Raw genomic sequence first — 16,747 nt, forward strand, 5'->3', positions numbered from 1 at the left:
CCTACCATTTTGATAAAATAGTGTCAACAACTTTTAAAAGCGATTACAAAAGAGCCAAAAAGAGCCACAGGGACAGGTCCATCGTCCCAAATCATGGGACAAGGGACCTGTCCCCATGGCTCAAAAAGTCGCTATGTGGCCTTAGTGGCAGCATAGCGACTTTTCGGAAATACACTTATTTTAATAGATAAACCCTAGTTTCATAAGGTTTTAATGTGAATTCTTTCATTAACTCTTCATCTGTAACGTCATAGTTGTTTAGAACAAGCTGGGAAGATGCATAGGTTATACTTAATGGAAGCTCAAAATCTGTTGCTTGATTAGCAAAGTTATTGATTACAAGTGCCTGCTGACCGCCTAACGTACGCCTATAGACAAAGAGACTAGGATGATCGGCAAATAGCAGTTCATATGTTCCATACACAAATACTTGATTTTCTTTCCTTAAGCGAATTAATTTTTTATAGAAATTCAAAATAGAATCTGGGTCAGCCAATTGATCTGCAACATTAATTTCCGTATAATTCGGATTCACTTTCAGCCATGATTCATTTGAAGTCGTAAATCCAGCCATACGGTCAGCGCTCCATTGCATCGGCGTACGAGCATTATCACGACTTTGTTTCCAAATCACTTCCATCACTTCATCATGTGGACGGCCTTTTTCCGTTTCAATCCTGTAATAATTAATCATCCCAACATCATCATAATCATCAATGGATGGATATTGGACGTTCGTCATTCCAATTTCCTGGCCCTGATAAATAAATGGCGTACCTTTCATTAAGAAGTATAAAGCACCAAGCATCTTCGCACTTTCTTTCCAGTACTTCTGTTCATCCCCCCAGCTCGACACGCGGCGAACTTGGTCATGATTTTCAATAAATAAGGCGTTCCAACCTCTTCCTTCTAACTCCGTTTGCCATTTTGATAGATTTTCCTTTAATGACTGTACGTCAACGCTCCCGTCCGTAGCCTTTTCCCAAAGGCCCAAAAATTCAAACTGGAAAATCATATTGAAATAACCGTTGTCTTCATTCACCCATTTATCCGCATTGTCAATGCCAACACCATTTGCTTCTCCAACTGTCATAATGTCATAGTTTTTAATCGTCTTCTGTGAGAATTCAGTCAAAAACGCATCAATTCCCTCGACATTCATCATTTTAGGGAAACTCGGAACATAGTCTAATTTTTGCGGATTGGGCATATCGGCTAATCCAGGTTCCTTTTTTATATGAGAAATGGCATCTACCCGAAAACCATCAATCCCCTTTTCAAGCCACCAGTTCACCATATCGTACAAAGCATTTCGTACGTCTGGATTCTCCCAATTCAAATCCGGTTGACGTTCCGAGAAGATATGCATAAAATATTGACCAGTCTCCTCATCATATTTCCAAGCCGGACCACTAAAAATGGACTCCCAGTTGTTTGGTTCCTTTCCATCTTTTCCGTCTCTCCAAATATACCAATCTCGTTTTGGATTATCTTTAGATGATTTTGATTCAATAAACCAAGCATGTTCATCACTCGTATGATTAATGACTAAGTCCATAATCAATTTCATCCCACGTTTATGGACCTCGTCTAATAGTTGATCAAAATCAGCCATTGTCCCAAATTCGTCCATAATATCTTGATAATCCGAAATATCATAGCCATTATCGTCATTAGGGGATTTATACATCGGACTAACCCAGATGACATCTATTCCTAATTCTTTCAAGTAATCTAATTTTGAAATAATCCCTTTTATATCGCCAATACCGTCCCCATTACTATCCATAAAGCTTCTAGGATAGACTTGGTAGGCGACACTTTCTTTCCACCACTTTTTACTCATATTATACCTCCACATTTTTATCATTATTTAATGAAAGTGTTGACTTTCTTTCCACAATACTAGTAGGAATGATAATACTCTTTTTATATAAAGACGGGTCTCTTATCTCCTCTATAAGGCATCTCGCCGATTCATATCCTAACTGAAAAATTTGCGTATCAATCGATGTTAGGCTAGGGTTAGAAAAATTAGCGACTACCGTATTATTAAAGCTAATCACACTAACTTCATCTGGTACCTTAATATCTCTTTCTCTCAATACAGTTAGAGCATTAAGTGCACTGAGGTCATCTATTATTACGATTCCTGTAGGTGGTGCATCTAGATCCATTAGCTCATTAACAGCATTTCTAATGAAGTCCGGGGATACTGGGTTCTTTATATACTCATCAGATATATCCACCTGATTGAATAGAACTGCTTCTTTAAACCCTTCTAATCGATATTTGGCCACTTCATATTCTAGTGACATGCCGATATAACCAATCTTTTCATGGCCTCGTTCTATTAAATACTCAGAAGCTTCTCTGGCAGCCTTTACGTTATCATTATCAATATACGTAATGTCACTCACTTTACCTAAAGGCTTCCCAATCACAACAAAGGGAATGCCGCACTCCATTAGATAAGGGACAACTTTATCATCTTGTTTGGAATACGACACAATAATACCATCGACCTTTTTTCCCCGAACCATTTTAACAACATCCTGAAAAATCGCTTCCTCTGATTCACCTGCTGTCAAACTCATACTAAAATCCTGTTTGTGACACCAGGCGCTAATTCCCCGTAAAACTTCGGGAAAAAATGGATCGTGGAGTGATTCACTAGCAGAGCTCTTCATTACAATTCCAATGGTCTTAGTCGATTGGCTAACTAAATTCCGTGCATTTTGATTAATATGAAATCCCATCTCTTCCATGGCTTGACGAACTTTTTGCTTTGTTTTATCGCTAATCATAGGACTATCCGAAATAACCCGCGAGACGGTAGAGCTGGAAACACCTGCTTGTTTGGCAACATCCTTAATCGTAACACCCATGTACTACACCACTTTCAACTTTAATGAACTATTAAACAACTTATAGAATAGGAAAATTTTCCCTCTTCCCTATATATTAGCTCAATTAAACGGAAACCTACAAACCATTATCTTGCATATGTTTCTTTAATGATCGGAACACATAATGCACCAGCTACTAGGAAAATACCAGATAACAAAATCATCGCTGGCATGGACGATCCAATAACCGGGAACAAAACAAAGCTTAAACAAGAAGCGATAATTTGCGGTAAACAAATACTACCATTAAAAAGTCCAAGATACGTTCCCATATTTTTACCAGACAAAGCGTTCGTAAGCATGGTAAACGGAAATGTCATCATAGCCGCCCAGGCAATACCAATTAAAATAAATGAAATAACCAATGCTCCCTGACTATGAATAAAGAATACGGAACCAAATCCAATACCACCTAATAATAAGCTGATGGAATAAGCCAATTTATGCTTGTCGTTGGGCACACGTGACAAAACAAGTGACCATACCACTGCCGCAATGGATTGTATAGCTGATAAAATACCAAACCAGTTCCCTGCTGTTTGAAATGCTGCACTTGATGGATCACTTGTATTCCATACATTTGCTGCGATTGCACCTGTACCATAAGTCCACAAATATTGAAAACCCATCCAGCAAAATAATTGAACTAAAGTAACAGTCCAAAATACCTTTGGAGCATCCTTAAGTAATCCAAAAACGCTTACACGTTCTTTATTAGATTCTTTAGAAATGCCATGGTAGGCAGCATACTCTTCTGGTGTATATTCTTTCACTTTGAACACGGTAAAGAGACTACAAATAATTAAAACAGCTGCACCAACATAAAACGAAATAACAACCGACTGTGGTACAACTCCCTTTGGTGCACTATTTGACACACCTATCATCGTTAATAAAAACGGAAAAATACTAGCTAATACAGCACCACTATTTGATAAGAAACTTTGAATAGAATAGGCAAATCCCTTTTGTTCCTCGTTCACCATGTCCCCAACCATCATCTTGAATGGTTGCATTGCTACATTTGAAGATACATCCATAAACAAAATGGTAACCGCTCCAAAGGCCAATGCAACCATAGAGCTAAAGCCAAAGCTACCAGCATTCGGCAACAAACACATAACAATTACCGCAACAATAGCTCCAACAAGTAAATAAGGAATACGTCGGCCAAGCCTTGGCATCCAAGTACGGTCAGAAAGATATCCAACAATAGGTTGTACAACTAAACCTGCTAGTGGCGGTAATATAAAGAAGAAACCTAAATTTGTAGGGTCCGCCCCGATTGTTTGGAAAATTCGCCCCATATTTGAACTTTGTAAGGAGAAAGCCATTTGCACTCCCAAGAAACCAAAACTTATTAACCAAATCGTACTAATAGGCAAATTTGGCAAATGTCTTTGAGGACTTTCTTCACTCGTTTGATTAATCTTTTCTGATAACATAATATCCTCCTATAAATGAACTGTTTCTTTAGCATTCCATGTTGAGCATTACATCGCTTACATAAATCACGCTAAAGTCACTCAAACGTTTGCATAAAATTAAATAAATAATTACTAGATTATAAAAACAATAAAAACATCCATTATTGTGTCGATTTATCAGACCTTTCTATAAACACAAACAATACTCTTAACACTATATCCAAGCACCGATTAGTATACAACAAATCATAAAATTACGCAATCGTTTGCATAAAAGAGCCATAGGGACAGGTCCATCGTCCCAATTCGCTGCTCTTACTTAAATGTATGAGCATTGATCGTCGTTCTTACTCTCGTTCTTACTATCATATGATGAAACTTTGTCCTTCATTTTTAATCAAACGTTCGTTTAAATGAATAATAGTTCCCACCTTCTGTTAACAGTGAGAACTACCTTATTAAATACCGCATCATCATTGTTGGGACAAGGGACCTGTCCCCATGGCTCTATGAAGTAATCGCTGCAAATTTCGCGTGACTAATTTCTGCTAAATCTTGTGGAGCTAATTTAATCTGCATTCCGATCTTCCCTGCACTGACAATCATAAACTCCAATGTTTCTGCAGTTTCATCCATATAGGTAGGAAATAGTTTTTTCATGCCAATTGGTGAGCAGCCACCGCGAACATAACCAGTTAGTCCGAGTAAATCCTTCACCGCAATCATTTCAACTTTCTTCTCTCCTACCGCCTTTGCTGCTTTTTTCAAATCTAATTCCTTTGCAACAGGGATGACAAAGACGTAATAACGATTTGCACCCGCAGTTGTAACTAATGTTTTATAAACATACTCATCGGGATAGCCGATTTTTTCGGAAACGGAGATGCCATCTACCGGTTTCCCCTCTTCTGTGTTATATTCTAGCAACTCATAGGAGACCTTTTGCTGTTCAATCAAACGAACAGCATTTGTTTTCGTTACCTTTTTCGCCAAACTTTTCCCCTTCTTTCTAGGACAGGGGGGCAGCGTCCCAAATCAACGAATAATACTGGGACGAGGAACCTGTCCCTATGGCTCCTCCCTGTCCTCTTTTCGTGCCCAGCATTCTACACCATCTTGATTTTCTAATACATCGCGATAGAATACGGGGTCTTTTCCAGCTCTTCTTTGTTTTAGGTAATCGTCAAGAACAATCTTAGCAATTTTAAAGAGTCTTGTAATGGCGTATAAGTTAATAAGGGCCATAATTGCCATCGTTAGGTCTGCGAGTGCCCAAACAAAATCAAAGGATGCAAGCGTTCCGAAGACGACCATAACGAGAACAATGATTCGGTAAATAAATAAAGCTAATTTACTTTCCTTAATATAGTAAATATTGCTTTCTCCATAATAATAATTTCCCAAAATCGAACTAAACGCAAATAGGAAAATGGCGATAGCAACAAATACACCTGCCCAGCTTCCAAGATGATTAGAAAATGCAGATTGTGTAATCTGAATCCCTTCTATCTCACTACCTGCAAATCCACCAGAAGCAAGAATAACCAATCCAGTTGCACTACAGATTAACAATGTATCAAAAAACACACCAAGCGCTTGAACGAGTCCTTGTTTTACTGGATGGGAGACGTCAGCTGTTGCTGCTGCATTCGGTACAGACCCCATCCCAGCTTCATTCGAGAATAGCCCTCGTTTTACTCCCATCATGATAGCTGCACCGAAACCTCCACCTGCAACTTGTTCGAAGCCAAATGCATTAGCAAAAATCAGCTTGAAAATGCCCGGTATTAGTTCTAGATTCATGACTAATACAACGATGGAAAGAAGAATATAAACGATTGCCATCACCGGTACAATAATTTGTGAAACGTTAGCAATACTCCTTATCCCTCCGAAAATTACTAATGCTGTAAGAATGGTTAAAATGACAGCAACAGTAATCGGACTGATTTTAAATTGATCATGAAAGGCAAGACTAATGGTATTAGACTGGACGGAATTAAATATAAGTCCATATGTAAATGTAATGGTGACTGCAAATACAATACCTAACCATCGACTTTTTAAACCTTTCTCGATATAATAAGCCGGACCACCTCGGTAAAGATTTTTATCATTTACTTTATACACTTGACCAAGGGTACTCTCAACAAATCCAGATGCCGCACCGATAATCGCAACGATCCACATCCAAAATAATGCACCAGGTCCCCCAAGAGCCACTGCGGATGCAACTCCTGCCATATTTCCTGTACCTACTCTTGATGCTGCACTAATAGCAAATGCTTGGAATGAGCTTGTCCCTTTTTTTTCTGAATCCGACGAATACGCTCGTTTATCCGTTATCACTCGAAACATTTCTCTTATGGAAAACTGAACAAAACCAGTCCGAATCGTAAAATATAGCCCTAAACCAAGTAAAACAATAATAAGCACATAAGACCATAAAACATCATTTAAATTAGAAACAATACTTTCAATAAACTCCATTACTTTTGCACTCCTTTCTTCTGGGACACAGGGACAGGTCCATCGTCCCAAATCCAAATAGGTTGGGACACGGTACCCGTCCCTATGTCCCTTTACTATTATGAGCTTAAATATGATAACTATAATATTATAAGTTTTTTTTCCCTTACTCGCACGTTTAAAAACTTTTTGAAATTATCTGTTAATAAAAGCTGCCCGTGTTATCCGCTACATAAACGGGACGATGGACCTGTCCCTATGGTTCTTTTTTTGAAACTTTTTTCTATTTGATTCGTATGTATAGTAAGTGAATTAGGGGGAATTTTATGAAAAAGACAATTGGATTTCTTTTTATACTTATGGTCACGCTTCTATTTCCATTACAAGTATTGGCGGTTGATTTTTCCATCGACCAGTCGGATATTCATGCCTATCTAAAGGAGAATGGCAATGTACAAGTAGTGGAGACTCACACGTATGAATTTGATGGAAAGTTTAACGGGATTACACGTAATCTTATTCCAAAAGATGGAACTTCCATCACGAGTTTTAAAGCGACTGAAAATGGATCACCTTTAAAGGTAAAACAAGAGGAAGGAAACTATAAAATTTACCGTAGTGGAAAAAATGAAGTGATAACGATTGAGCTATCCTATTTGATAGAGGATGGGATCGAAGTATATTCTGATATGGCACAATTTTATTGGCCATTTTTTGATACGAGTAATGAGTCAGATTACGAAAACCTAACCATCTATGTTCACCCACCTCAAGAAACAGATGACGTCATTGCCCTTGGTTATGATGAAGCAGAAGGTACAGAGCATATGGAGAATAATGGAACGGTTATGTTTCAAATGGGACTGGTAGATAGTGGTGAAAAGGGAGATATCCGTGTCGCTTATGACCGAAAATTGTTTCCAGCTACCACTGTCCACCATGACAGCCCGCTTCGTGAAACACTACTAGCAGAAAAACAAGCAATGATTGAAAAACAAATCGCCTTCGAAAATCGAAAAGAATCGCTACGTATGATTGCACCATATCTATTCACGGCTTTCACGCTTTATCTGTTGGCTGTCCTATTTTTCGCTTGGAGAAAGCGCCAAAATATTAATTTAGAAGCCCAACGTAAAAATACTTTTCATTCTTTTGTACCTAAGCAAATCATGAGTATGCCTGCAACCATTTACTTTTATCGAAATCATTCGATTCCACATGCAGAGATGCTGACCGTCGGGCTCATGGACCTTGTGAGAAAAGGGAATGTCCAAAAGAAAAAAGAGGATGAATATCGTCTAGTCAATCCAATGACAAATCATCATCATGAGGACCATCTCATTCATTTGTTATTTGATAAAGTGGGAAAAAACAGTGTATTTTCATTTAAACAACTTGATAGTTATGTTAATAAAAATCAAGAAAACTTCCAAAGTCAAATAATGCATTGGTTAACACTAATAAAAGAAGAGGTTCATTCGCACAAGTTAACAGAGAAAAAATTAAAACTTCGTTGGTTAAACGGAATAATTGGCTTCTTTTGTATTCCACTAATCATTATCTTGCTTATCCATGAAGTATTTATGTGGGGTTTCTTCTTCGCTTTGTTAATGGTGGTACTATTTATTTTTGCGATTGCCTACCGCCCCATGACGATTAAAGGGCATATCATTAAAAATCAATGGATACAGTTAAAGGAGAAATTTGAAAAAACAACAGCTAGCACATGGAATACATGGTCAGATGATGACAAAGAACGTGCACTTATCTTCTGGACGGGAATAAATGAAAACAAATTAAAAGAAAAAAATAAATCTTTCATCTATACAATGGATGACTCCTTTTCTAGTCCGACGAATATGTTTTTACTTTTGGCCATATCTAGTTCAGCTTCAACAAGTTTTAATTCAGCAACTGAAATTTCTGCCCAATCTTCAAGCGTCACACCGTGTACTGGTACAGGTGTTGGTGGAGGCGGCGGAGGTTCTGGAGCATTTTAACATCCATAGGGACAGGTCCATCGTCCCACTTTCGCTAATTCAATCATCTCAATTAAAATTCATTTACCAAAACTAACGATTAATAAACTAAAACAAAAGCAGTCCTCACTTATTATTTAAAGTGAGAACTGCCCTTTCATTGCCTATGCTCTACTACTATCCTTCGCTTTAACTAATTGGCCATCTTTTTCCTTAAACTTTAAAATACCCTCGGCTGCCCGATAAGCTAATGCCCCTACTGTACCTGTAGGATTATAACCGCCATTATGTGGAAATGCAGAAGCACCGATGACGAATACATTATCCATATCCCACATTTGAAGATAATTATTAAGTGCGGAAGTCTCAGGGTCCTCACCCATAATAACACCGCCAGTAATATGATCATTATGGGCGGGAACAATATCGAAGTGTTCCATTAAATCCCTCGTTTCAACTTTATCGGCACCCATTTCATGTAAGATTTCTGCACATCTTTCCGAAATAAAGTCATGTAACTTATGATCATGCTCGGTAAAATCATACGTTAAGCGCATCAATGGGTTTCCATAAGCATCTTTATAAGTCGGATCAAGACTTAAATAATTATTTCGGTGTGGCAAAGAAGTCCCTTGGGAAGTTACAGGTATCGAACGATTAAAGTATTCGATTGATTTTTGCTTAAATTCTTTCCCCCAATTCGGAGTGCCTTTCGGAGCTGCATTTTCATTAATCGGTCTTTTACCTAATTGCTTCATCGTAATGGAACCACCATGAATAAAATCCAAATCGGAATGATCAAAGTTATCATTATTAAAATCATCCAAGGTCGTGCCGAGTGAACCCGCTCCCATTGAGGCATTAAACTTATCCTTAAAGAATCCAGTAACAACTGGGGTAATATGATAACAGTAATTTTTCCCGATAACGCCAGTCCCAGTATTTGGATCATAAGGTTTCCCAATATCCGATAGCAGTAAAAGACGAGCATTACTCACGGTATAGCTAGTTAACACAACAATATCCGCCGGCTGATCAAATTCTTCTCCTGTTTGAACATCTACGTACCGGACACCTGTCGCTCGCTTCCCGTCATGGTGGATACCAACGACATTCGCATGTGTCCGCAATTCAAAGTTATTCGTTTTTAATGCTGTTGGAATCACTGTCACATTTGGTGTCGATTTCGCGCCGTATTCACAGCCAAATTTTTCACAAAAGCCACAATACTGACATTGGTTTAGCGTTTGGCCATCAGGGTTTGTGTAAGCCTCGGAAATATTCGCGGATGGCAAACGAAATGGATGTAGACCCAGATTCGTTGCCGCCTTTTCAAATCGATCAAGCATTGGCGTACTTTTCATCGGTGGTGTTGGATAATCCCTCGTTCTCTCAGGTCTTAAGGGATTCAATTCTCCACTTGTTCCAGCCATCTTCTCAAACTTCTCATAATATGGCTCTAGTTCATCGTATGTGATGCCCCAATCTTGAATCAAATACTCTTTAGGAAGTTTATTCTTACCGTATTTCTTATCTGTCATTGTTTTTATTTCAAAATCATAAGGAGAAAAAAACCACGTATCCCCGTTCCAGTGCGTTCCAGCCCCACCCACTCCAGTTCCAATCAGAAATGCTCCAAATTGTCGCATGGGTAACGCCGTTTCACCCGGGTTATTCCGAAAAGTAATCGTTTCTTTAGATAAATCTTGCATCAAATCATACCGTATCGCATATCGATATTCATCGTGTACCATTTGAAAATCTTCTGTTGACCTATTTTCGCCGCGTTCAAGACCAACAACCTTTACTCCGGCTTTTCCAAGTTCGGAAGCAATGATACCCCCTGCCCATCCTACTCCTACCGTTACAACATCCACTTTATCTAACGTTTTAACCATAAGAAACCTCCGTAATCCATAATTTTATAAATGATCCTTCAAAGGGCTTGGTTCAATGTCGATAAACTCCTCGCTCTCAATCTGTTGAATATAACTCATTTGACTTCCAGGGAATTCCTTCATTCTCCACCCATCCATATTGGCATTACCACCGTATAGCGGGTCTGCATATACGCCTGAAAGAGTTGCTGTACGAAGCTGATCGAAAAAGTATGCCGAGCTAACATGTTTCATCTTCACTTTATTATCTTGAAACTTCTGCAGAATCTTATCTTGTTGTTCCCCTTCTAGATCAACAAAGGAAGTACCATAGTTTTCTTGACTTTCCCTTTCCATAGCTTGGATCCCAGCCGAAAATATTTCATGCCGCTTTAACGGGGATTGATAACCTTGGTAATCCGTCCCCTCTGAAAAAGGGCCGCGTGTATACTCTTTTTCATTATTGCCAAAGCCTCCAGCTAATTGGTGATCAATAAAATAAGGAGCACCTAAAGCGATAGCACCTGGACCATTTTCATCTTCAGGAAAAATTCTTTCTGTAGCGGCACTAAGAATTTCGAAATCCTTCCTTCTCCTAAAATACATCAACGCACGATTATAGGAATCCGCGTTATTCGTTGTAGTCTCCGGGGCCGTCTTTTGATCCCCATTCCAAACACTTGTACCAATAAGAGAGGTAAGTATACCACCGCCAATCGCCCCTCCAGCTACGTAACCGGAATTTTTAATAAATTTACGACGTGATAAATCCGGTGCCTTTTTTTCATCCGACAACTTTATTCCTCCTTACATGCATGATAGTTTTTATTCATTTTATCCAATTATTTAATTAGTAAACTTTTCCATGCAAAAATAGAAAAATATTTTCAAAGTTTTTTTCACATAGTAAAGTCAGATCGGTTTCAAACCTGAAACTTCTTGAATCGCACATCATAAAGGCTGAGCCATCCCGATAACGATTTAAGGAAGAATCTCACATAAATTAGCAAAAGTCGCACATCAAACGAACTGATGTGCGACTTACATAGGTTGCATGCGATTTGTTATAGTACGGCTTACTATGATATTGATACGTCTAAAAGTGGACCGAGACACTTGCCTGCACGGCCCATTTTAATCATCCAATACTTTGTTGTTATTATTCTTTTTTTCATTGTTCTCATCGTCATCACTAATTAAATCATTCGTTGTGCTCTTAAATTCCCGTAACGTTTGTCCAGCTGCCTTCCCAATTTCCGGAAGTCTTCTAGGGCCAAAAATGATTAATGCTAAAAAGATGATAAGAATTAAACCCGGAATACCAATTTGTGCCAAACCCAATAAAACCCCTCCAATCCAACTATAGTTTTTCTATAGCATTTCCATTTCTAAAGAACTTTACACGAAAATAACCAAAATGATCCATGGGGACAGGTCCATCGTCCCACTTAATAACATACTTACGAATCCCGATTTATCTGGGGGATTCCTGATATCTTGCTCTCCAGTGCTGATATTCTGCGGTGGGCGCCTGATATGCTGCTCTCTAGTGCTGATATTCTGGGGTGATAGCCTGATATCTTGTTCTCCAGTGCTGATATCCTGGTGTATCCTGATATCTTGTTCTCCAGTGCTGATATTCTGGGGATGTATACTGATATCTTGTTCTCCAGTGCTGATATTCTGCGGTGGTAGCCTGATATCCCGCTCTCCAATGCTGATATCCTATAAAACGCCTACTAGATCCACAGAAACAGGCAAACTTGTCCTATTATAGTTGACTCCCACTAATAGATAGTGAGAATCGATTCATGAACTTCAATTATTTGTAAACATCAGCAACTGGCGAAGCGGGACGATGGACTGTTCCTCCGACTCCCTGTTTAAATTCTTATTCCAAGGTATAAGCTAATTGTTATATAGGCTTCATTCTCTAACCAAATACTCTTTATAAATGGGGTGTTTTTGTGTTCAAAAAACAAAGGGTATACTCTCTTTTGCTTGCTTTTCTAATTCTTGGCATAGTATGGGTTAGTTATAATGTTATCTCCTATCAAGAAAATAGCAAAAGTACACAAGCAAAGGAGAATGATATCTCTATAAGACCAAGGCTGTTGTATGTCCCTTTAGATGATCGGCCTGTAAGTACCGAGGTGCCTAAACAATTAGGAAACATTACCGGTATGGAGCTAGTACTCCCCCCAAATGAATGGATTGGACACTTTGAAACACCCGGTAATACCAAAGCATTATCCCACTGGGTACTGGAGCAGGCGGAAAATGTGGATGGTTTTGTTTTATCGTCGGATATGCTTGTCTATGGCGGACTTGTCGCTTCAAGAACGGGGAACCTCTCTCAAGAAGACGCAATGAAAAATCTTTTATTACTCAAAACGATAAAAAAACTTTTTCCCGAAAAACCAATCTATGTTTATAGCTCGCTCCTTCGTCTTGCGCCAACAGCGAGAGACGAAAGTTATATGGAGGCTTATACCAATATTCGCAAGTGGGCAATCGCCAAAGGAACAGATGGAAAAGAGGATGAGGCAAGTCGCCTTGAAAACGAATTGGATTCTGAGTTTCTTGCACATTACAAAGATATAAGAAAACGCAACACAATAATAAACGAAACACTTATTTCTTTCGTAAAAGAGGGAACCATCGATTATCTAATCTATGGACAAGATGACGCGGCAAAATTTGGCTTACATAAACAAGAACAAGAATCATTAAAAAATAGTATTACAGAAAATATAAAGCAGAACGTATCCCTTTTATCTGGAACCGATGAAATGGCCAGCCTGCTCATCTCCCGTTTTGCAGTAGAAGTATATAATGTCACACCTAACATTCAAGTAGTCTATGATAGTCCACTCGCTCCTAGTTGGATACCTCCGATGGAATATGTGGAAATGAAGGAAAACATAACAGAACATATTAGAGCAATAGGAGGACGCATGACAGAGAATAGTACAGAAGCTGATTTTTACTATTTTGTAAAAACAAAATACACCCCAGAGTCCAGATCATTCGTTCATAAAATGAAAGAATATACAAATGAGGAAAAACCTATTGCCATTGTCGACACGGCAATTATAAATAAGGCAAGTAGTATGTTTGTAGAGGATATATTACACAACGTGGACATGGGTTCTATTTCAGCTTATAGCGGATGGAACACGGCTGGAAATAGTATCGGACTTTCTCTCTCCACTGCTATTATGCGTGAAGTTTACCTTGAGACTACTGATGATAAAACAATGGAACAAAAAGTCGAACAAACGAAACATCATGCAGAATTAGTATTCCGCTCGTTTTTAATCGATTATGGCTATAAAACAAATGCATATACATGGTTGAGTGAGGAAATAAAAGAAAACGGGGACGATCCTTTAGCTTTAGGGGATGCTACAAAAAAATATGAAGCCCAAGTTCAAGACATTTTAGAAAAAGAAGCAGCTTTTATTTTTAAAAAGGCATTTGAGGAAAAGCATTTTTATCTATCAAGAAATCATAAAGCAAGCATCATAATTGATAAACTTAGCCCCTTTTCCGCAACACTTCCGTGGAATCGATTGTTTGAAGTCGATATCAATCCAAGCTTTATTATCAAAGAGCCATAGGGACCACGGCTCTTTTTCTTCCCCTAAACACAGCATTATTTAACGGAGCATTCTGGGTACAATAAACATGTATTTCCACAAGTCGAAGTTTACTTGATTAATTTACTAGAATATATCACCTGTCACTATTCCCGGCCCCGAACAAGTCTAGCGATTACTTATATCACGGCGGTGATTCCCGATAACTTGCACATGTATGCTGATATAACGGTTGGCATCCCCGATATAATGACCTCGTATGCTGATATAACGGTTAGCATCGCTGATATAATGACCACGTGTACTGATATCACAGTAGGCATCCCCGATATAATGACCTCGTGTGCTGATATAACAGTAGGCTTTCCTGATATAATGACCACGTACGCTGATATAACGGTAGGCTTTCCTGATATAATAACCACGTGTGCTGATATAACGGTAGGCTTTCCCGATATAATGACCTTGTACGCTGATATAACGGTACGCATCCCCGATATAATAACCACGTGTGCTGATATAACGGTTGGCTTTCCTGATATAACAATCACGTGTGCTGATATAACGGCGTTAAACCCTGATATCATGCTATGAGCTACATGTATGGGCAATCCTACCCCATTTAGAGCAACCCTAACTAATAAATAATTTATTTGTGAACTTCGACAACTTTAATAAATCTCAGTATTAGATCAATTGGGACGAGGGACCTGTCCCCACGGCTCCACTCAAATAATGTAGATAACCGAAGTAAAACGGCAATTTTTTAAGTATATAAGGGATATAATCGTTTTCTTGCCACTTGTTCTCGTTTTCATGCCCATTGTTTTCGTTTTCACTGACATTGATGAAAAGCGCACTATATTAGATAATGGATATACAGAAAACAAGGAGGGAAATTAGATGAAAAAAATTATTAAAGAAGTTATTAAAGATACTAAAAAAACATTTCAAGATTATGCAGAAGGTTATGTAAGAGGCGTTAATATTCCATAAAGATTTATATCTTCAGGATTACGTCTTTTTTTATTGGATCTAGTTTTCAGTAATCAACTACAATACATACTTCTTTTTTACCAATCCACAAATAACCCTAGGATACGCACGGAACAGTCTCCTCAGCTTACACTAGATCCATTTCCTTAAAATTAGCTCGTAATTTTTTCTTGGCTTGCTTTCACAGCTTACACAGATACATTTTCTTGCTCTACAATTTCCCATATCCTCTACCTAAAATCCACTTGCATCCATAACTTGCCCGCACTATAGCCCATGATTCGTCCACACTGATGGCAAACAACCGTGATCAAACGTTTGTTTGAAATCTATTTACACCATCCCTTGCGCATCACTCTACAAGGCATTATAGATAATGATTAATACAGTTAAGATTATGACTGAGTAGAGGATTATTCCATTCCCAAAACAAAAATCACCTAGCAGGTCCGATTACCCACTAAGTGACTCTAATAACCATTCTATAATTCTACTTTACTCTCTGTACTTATCGATTTCAAACAAGCATCGATAACTCGCATGTTATTAATACTATTTTCAAAATCATGCTCCAATTGATTTAATGATAAATCATTTAGAATAGCATTGGAAAGATGCTCTACTTCATTACGATATTGATCTGCAGTGAATACTTCTGTTCGTGAAGAATCCTCCTTTTCTGTAATCACAAAGCCATCTCCACCCCACCAATCTGGACGGAATGCCTTAGGTACTATAATTCTTCCTTCTGTTCCGATAACTTCATATTCACTTCTTCTATACATCCCGAAACTTACATCAAAGGTAGCACGAATTTGATTAGGAAAAGTTAAATACGCAACCACATCCGTATCTACCCCAAAGTCGGAATCGATTACCGGATGAACATAGACGGAATTCGGTTCCACACCAATAGCATTTCTAATAGCGTGAATCCCATAACACCCTACATCGTATATACTCCCGCCACCTTTTTCCGGACTCATTTTAATACTGTTACCCTTCTGTGATAAATTAAAGGAAAAAGATGCTCTAACAAATTTCACATCGCCAATTTCACCAGAACGAATAATTTCTCTCACTCGATTATGTTGTGGGTGAAAGTAGTACATAAACCCTTCCATAAACAAGACCTTTTCTTCCTCACAAACCTTTTTCATTTCCACCACATCATCGGCATGAAGCGCTGCTGGTTTTTCACAAAGAATATGTTTTCCTTTCCTCGCTGCCTTAATGACCCACTCTTTATGTAAGTGGTTCGGTAATGGGATATAAACAGCATCAATATCCGGATCATCTAGAAGCGCCTCATAACGATCATATGTTTTTTCAATACCGAACGTTTCAGCTACTGTTTTCGCCTTTTCCAATCCACTTCCTGTTGCGATAGCAGTCACCTCAGCATTTACCCCACGTTCGAACGCCGGTATTAGCTCTTTTTGTGCAATTTTAGCCGTACTTAAAATGCCCCATCTTACTTTTTTCATT

At 38.5% G+C, this 16,747-nt stretch carries 13 protein-coding genes; 2 read left to right on the plus strand and 11 right to left on the minus strand.

Annotated features, from left to right (window positions below; all coding sequences use genetic code 11):
- Positions 1–175 precede the first annotated feature (175 nt).
- From A9178_RS10870 to A9178_RS10890, 5 genes are all read right to left on the minus strand, one after another.
- Entirely contained in the window at positions 176–1,846 is a 1,671-nt protein-coding gene (locus tag A9178_RS10870) for a glycoside hydrolase family 13 protein (RefSeq protein ID WP_068675170.1), read from the minus strand.
- A 1-nt stretch (position 1,847) separates the two neighbouring features.
- Positions 1,848–2,888 (minus strand): LacI family DNA-binding transcriptional regulator, encoded by a 1,041-nt coding sequence (locus A9178_RS10875; RefSeq protein WP_068675172.1) that lies wholly within the window; start codon positions 2,886–2,888, stop codon positions 1,848–1,850.
- Positions 2,889–2,995: 107 nt separating this feature from the next.
- Positions 2,996–4,354 carry an SLC45 family MFS transporter gene (locus tag A9178_RS10880; RefSeq protein ID WP_068675175.1) on the minus strand — a complete coding sequence of 453 codons (1,359 nt, stop codon included), beginning with the start codon at positions 4,352–4,354 and terminating at the stop codon, positions 2,996–2,998.
- A 489-nt stretch (positions 4,355–4,843) separates the two neighbouring features.
- Entirely contained in the window at positions 4,844–5,329 is a 486-nt protein-coding gene (gene ybaK, locus A9178_RS10885) for a Cys-tRNA(Pro) deacylase (protein WP_068675177.1), read from the minus strand.
- Positions 5,330–5,404: 75 nt separating this feature from the next.
- Positions 5,405–6,826 carry an alanine/glycine:cation symporter family protein gene (locus A9178_RS10890; protein WP_068675179.1) on the minus strand — a complete coding sequence of 474 codons (1,422 nt, stop codon included), beginning with the start codon at positions 6,824–6,826 and terminating at the stop codon, positions 5,405–5,407.
- Between the two features lie 305 nt (positions 6,827–7,131).
- Between A9178_RS10890 and A9178_RS10895 the strand changes: the two genes are divergently transcribed.
- Complete coding sequence (locus A9178_RS10895) at positions 7,132–8,805, plus strand: DUF2207 domain-containing protein (RefSeq protein ID WP_068675181.1); 1,674 nt, start codon at positions 7,132–7,134, stop codon at positions 8,803–8,805.
- A 143-nt stretch (positions 8,806–8,948) separates the two neighbouring features.
- Here A9178_RS10895 and A9178_RS10900 read toward each other — a convergent pair whose 3' ends face one another.
- From A9178_RS10900 to A9178_RS18965, 4 genes are all read right to left on the minus strand, one after another.
- Positions 8,949–10,682 (minus strand): GMC family oxidoreductase, encoded by a 1,734-nt coding sequence (locus A9178_RS10900; RefSeq protein WP_068675183.1) that lies wholly within the window; start codon positions 10,680–10,682, stop codon positions 8,949–8,951.
- A gap of 24 nt (positions 10,683–10,706) precedes the next feature.
- Entirely contained in the window at positions 10,707–11,456 is a 750-nt protein-coding gene (locus A9178_RS10905; protein WP_068675185.1) for a gluconate 2-dehydrogenase subunit 3 family protein, read from the minus strand.
- 339 nt (positions 11,457–11,795) lie between these two features.
- Complete coding sequence (tatA, locus tag A9178_RS10910; protein WP_068675186.1) at positions 11,796–12,002, minus strand: twin-arginine translocase TatA/TatE family subunit; 207 nt, start codon at positions 12,000–12,002, stop codon at positions 11,796–11,798.
- Positions 12,003–12,121: 119 nt separating this feature from the next.
- The gene (locus A9178_RS18965; RefSeq protein WP_156520751.1) at positions 12,122–12,376 is read right to left on the minus strand and encodes a hypothetical protein; all 255 of its coding nucleotides are present in this window, start codon (positions 12,374–12,376) and stop codon (positions 12,122–12,124) included.
- 252 nt (positions 12,377–12,628) lie between these two features.
- On the opposite strand from A9178_RS18965, the gene A9178_RS10915 reads away from it, so the two are divergent.
- A complete protein-coding gene (locus tag A9178_RS10915; protein ID WP_068675188.1) occupies positions 12,629–14,284 on the plus strand; it encodes a DUF4127 family protein in 1,656 nt (551 codons plus the stop codon).
- Positions 14,285–14,442: 158 nt separating this feature from the next.
- Here the strand turns inward: A9178_RS10915 and A9178_RS18970 are convergent, their stop codons facing one another.
- The gene (locus A9178_RS18970) at positions 14,443–14,850 is read right to left on the minus strand and encodes a hypothetical protein (RefSeq protein ID WP_156520752.1); all 408 of its coding nucleotides are present in this window, start codon (positions 14,848–14,850) and stop codon (positions 14,443–14,445) included.
- 891 nt (positions 14,851–15,741) lie between these two features.
- Positions 15,742–16,746, minus strand: a complete 1,005-nt coding sequence (locus A9178_RS10925; protein ID WP_068675193.1) for a Gfo/Idh/MocA family protein — start codon at positions 16,744–16,746, stop codon at positions 15,742–15,744.
- Position 16,747 lies beyond the last annotated feature (1 nt).

The sequence above is a fragment of the Oceanobacillus sp. Castelsardo genome, assembly GCF_001659985.1.
Classification (GTDB): Bacteria; Bacillota; Bacilli; order Bacillales; family Amphibacillaceae; genus Oceanobacillus.

Coding starts and splice junctions, on each gene's coding strand:
- A9178_RS10880 (WP_068675175.1), bottom strand. CDS start 4,354: ATGTTATCAGAAAAGATTAATCAAACGAGTGAAGAAAGTCCTCAAAGA.
- A9178_RS18970 (WP_156520752.1), bottom strand. CDS start 14,850: ATGATATCAGGGTTTAACGCCGTTATATCAGCACACGTGATTGTTATA.
- A9178_RS10900 (WP_068675183.1), bottom strand. CDS start 10,682: ATGGTTAAAACGTTAGATAAAGTGGATGTTGTAACGGTAGGAGTAGGA.
- A9178_RS10895 (WP_068675181.1), top strand. CDS start 7,132: ATGAAAAAGACAATTGGATTTCTTTTTATACTTATGGTCACGCTTCTA.
- A9178_RS10870 (WP_068675170.1), bottom strand. CDS start 1,846: ATGAGTAAAAAGTGGTGGAAAGAAAGTGTCGCCTACCAAGTCTATCCT.
- A9178_RS10875 (WP_068675172.1), bottom strand. CDS start 2,888: ATGGGTGTTACGATTAAGGATGTTGCCAAACAAGCAGGTGTTTCCAGC.
- A9178_RS10890 (WP_068675179.1), bottom strand. CDS start 6,826: ATGGAGTTTATTGAAAGTATTGTTTCTAATTTAAATGATGTTTTATGG.
- A9178_RS10925 (WP_068675193.1), bottom strand. CDS start 16,746: ATGAAAAAAGTAAGATGGGGCATTTTAAGTACGGCTAAAATTGCACAA.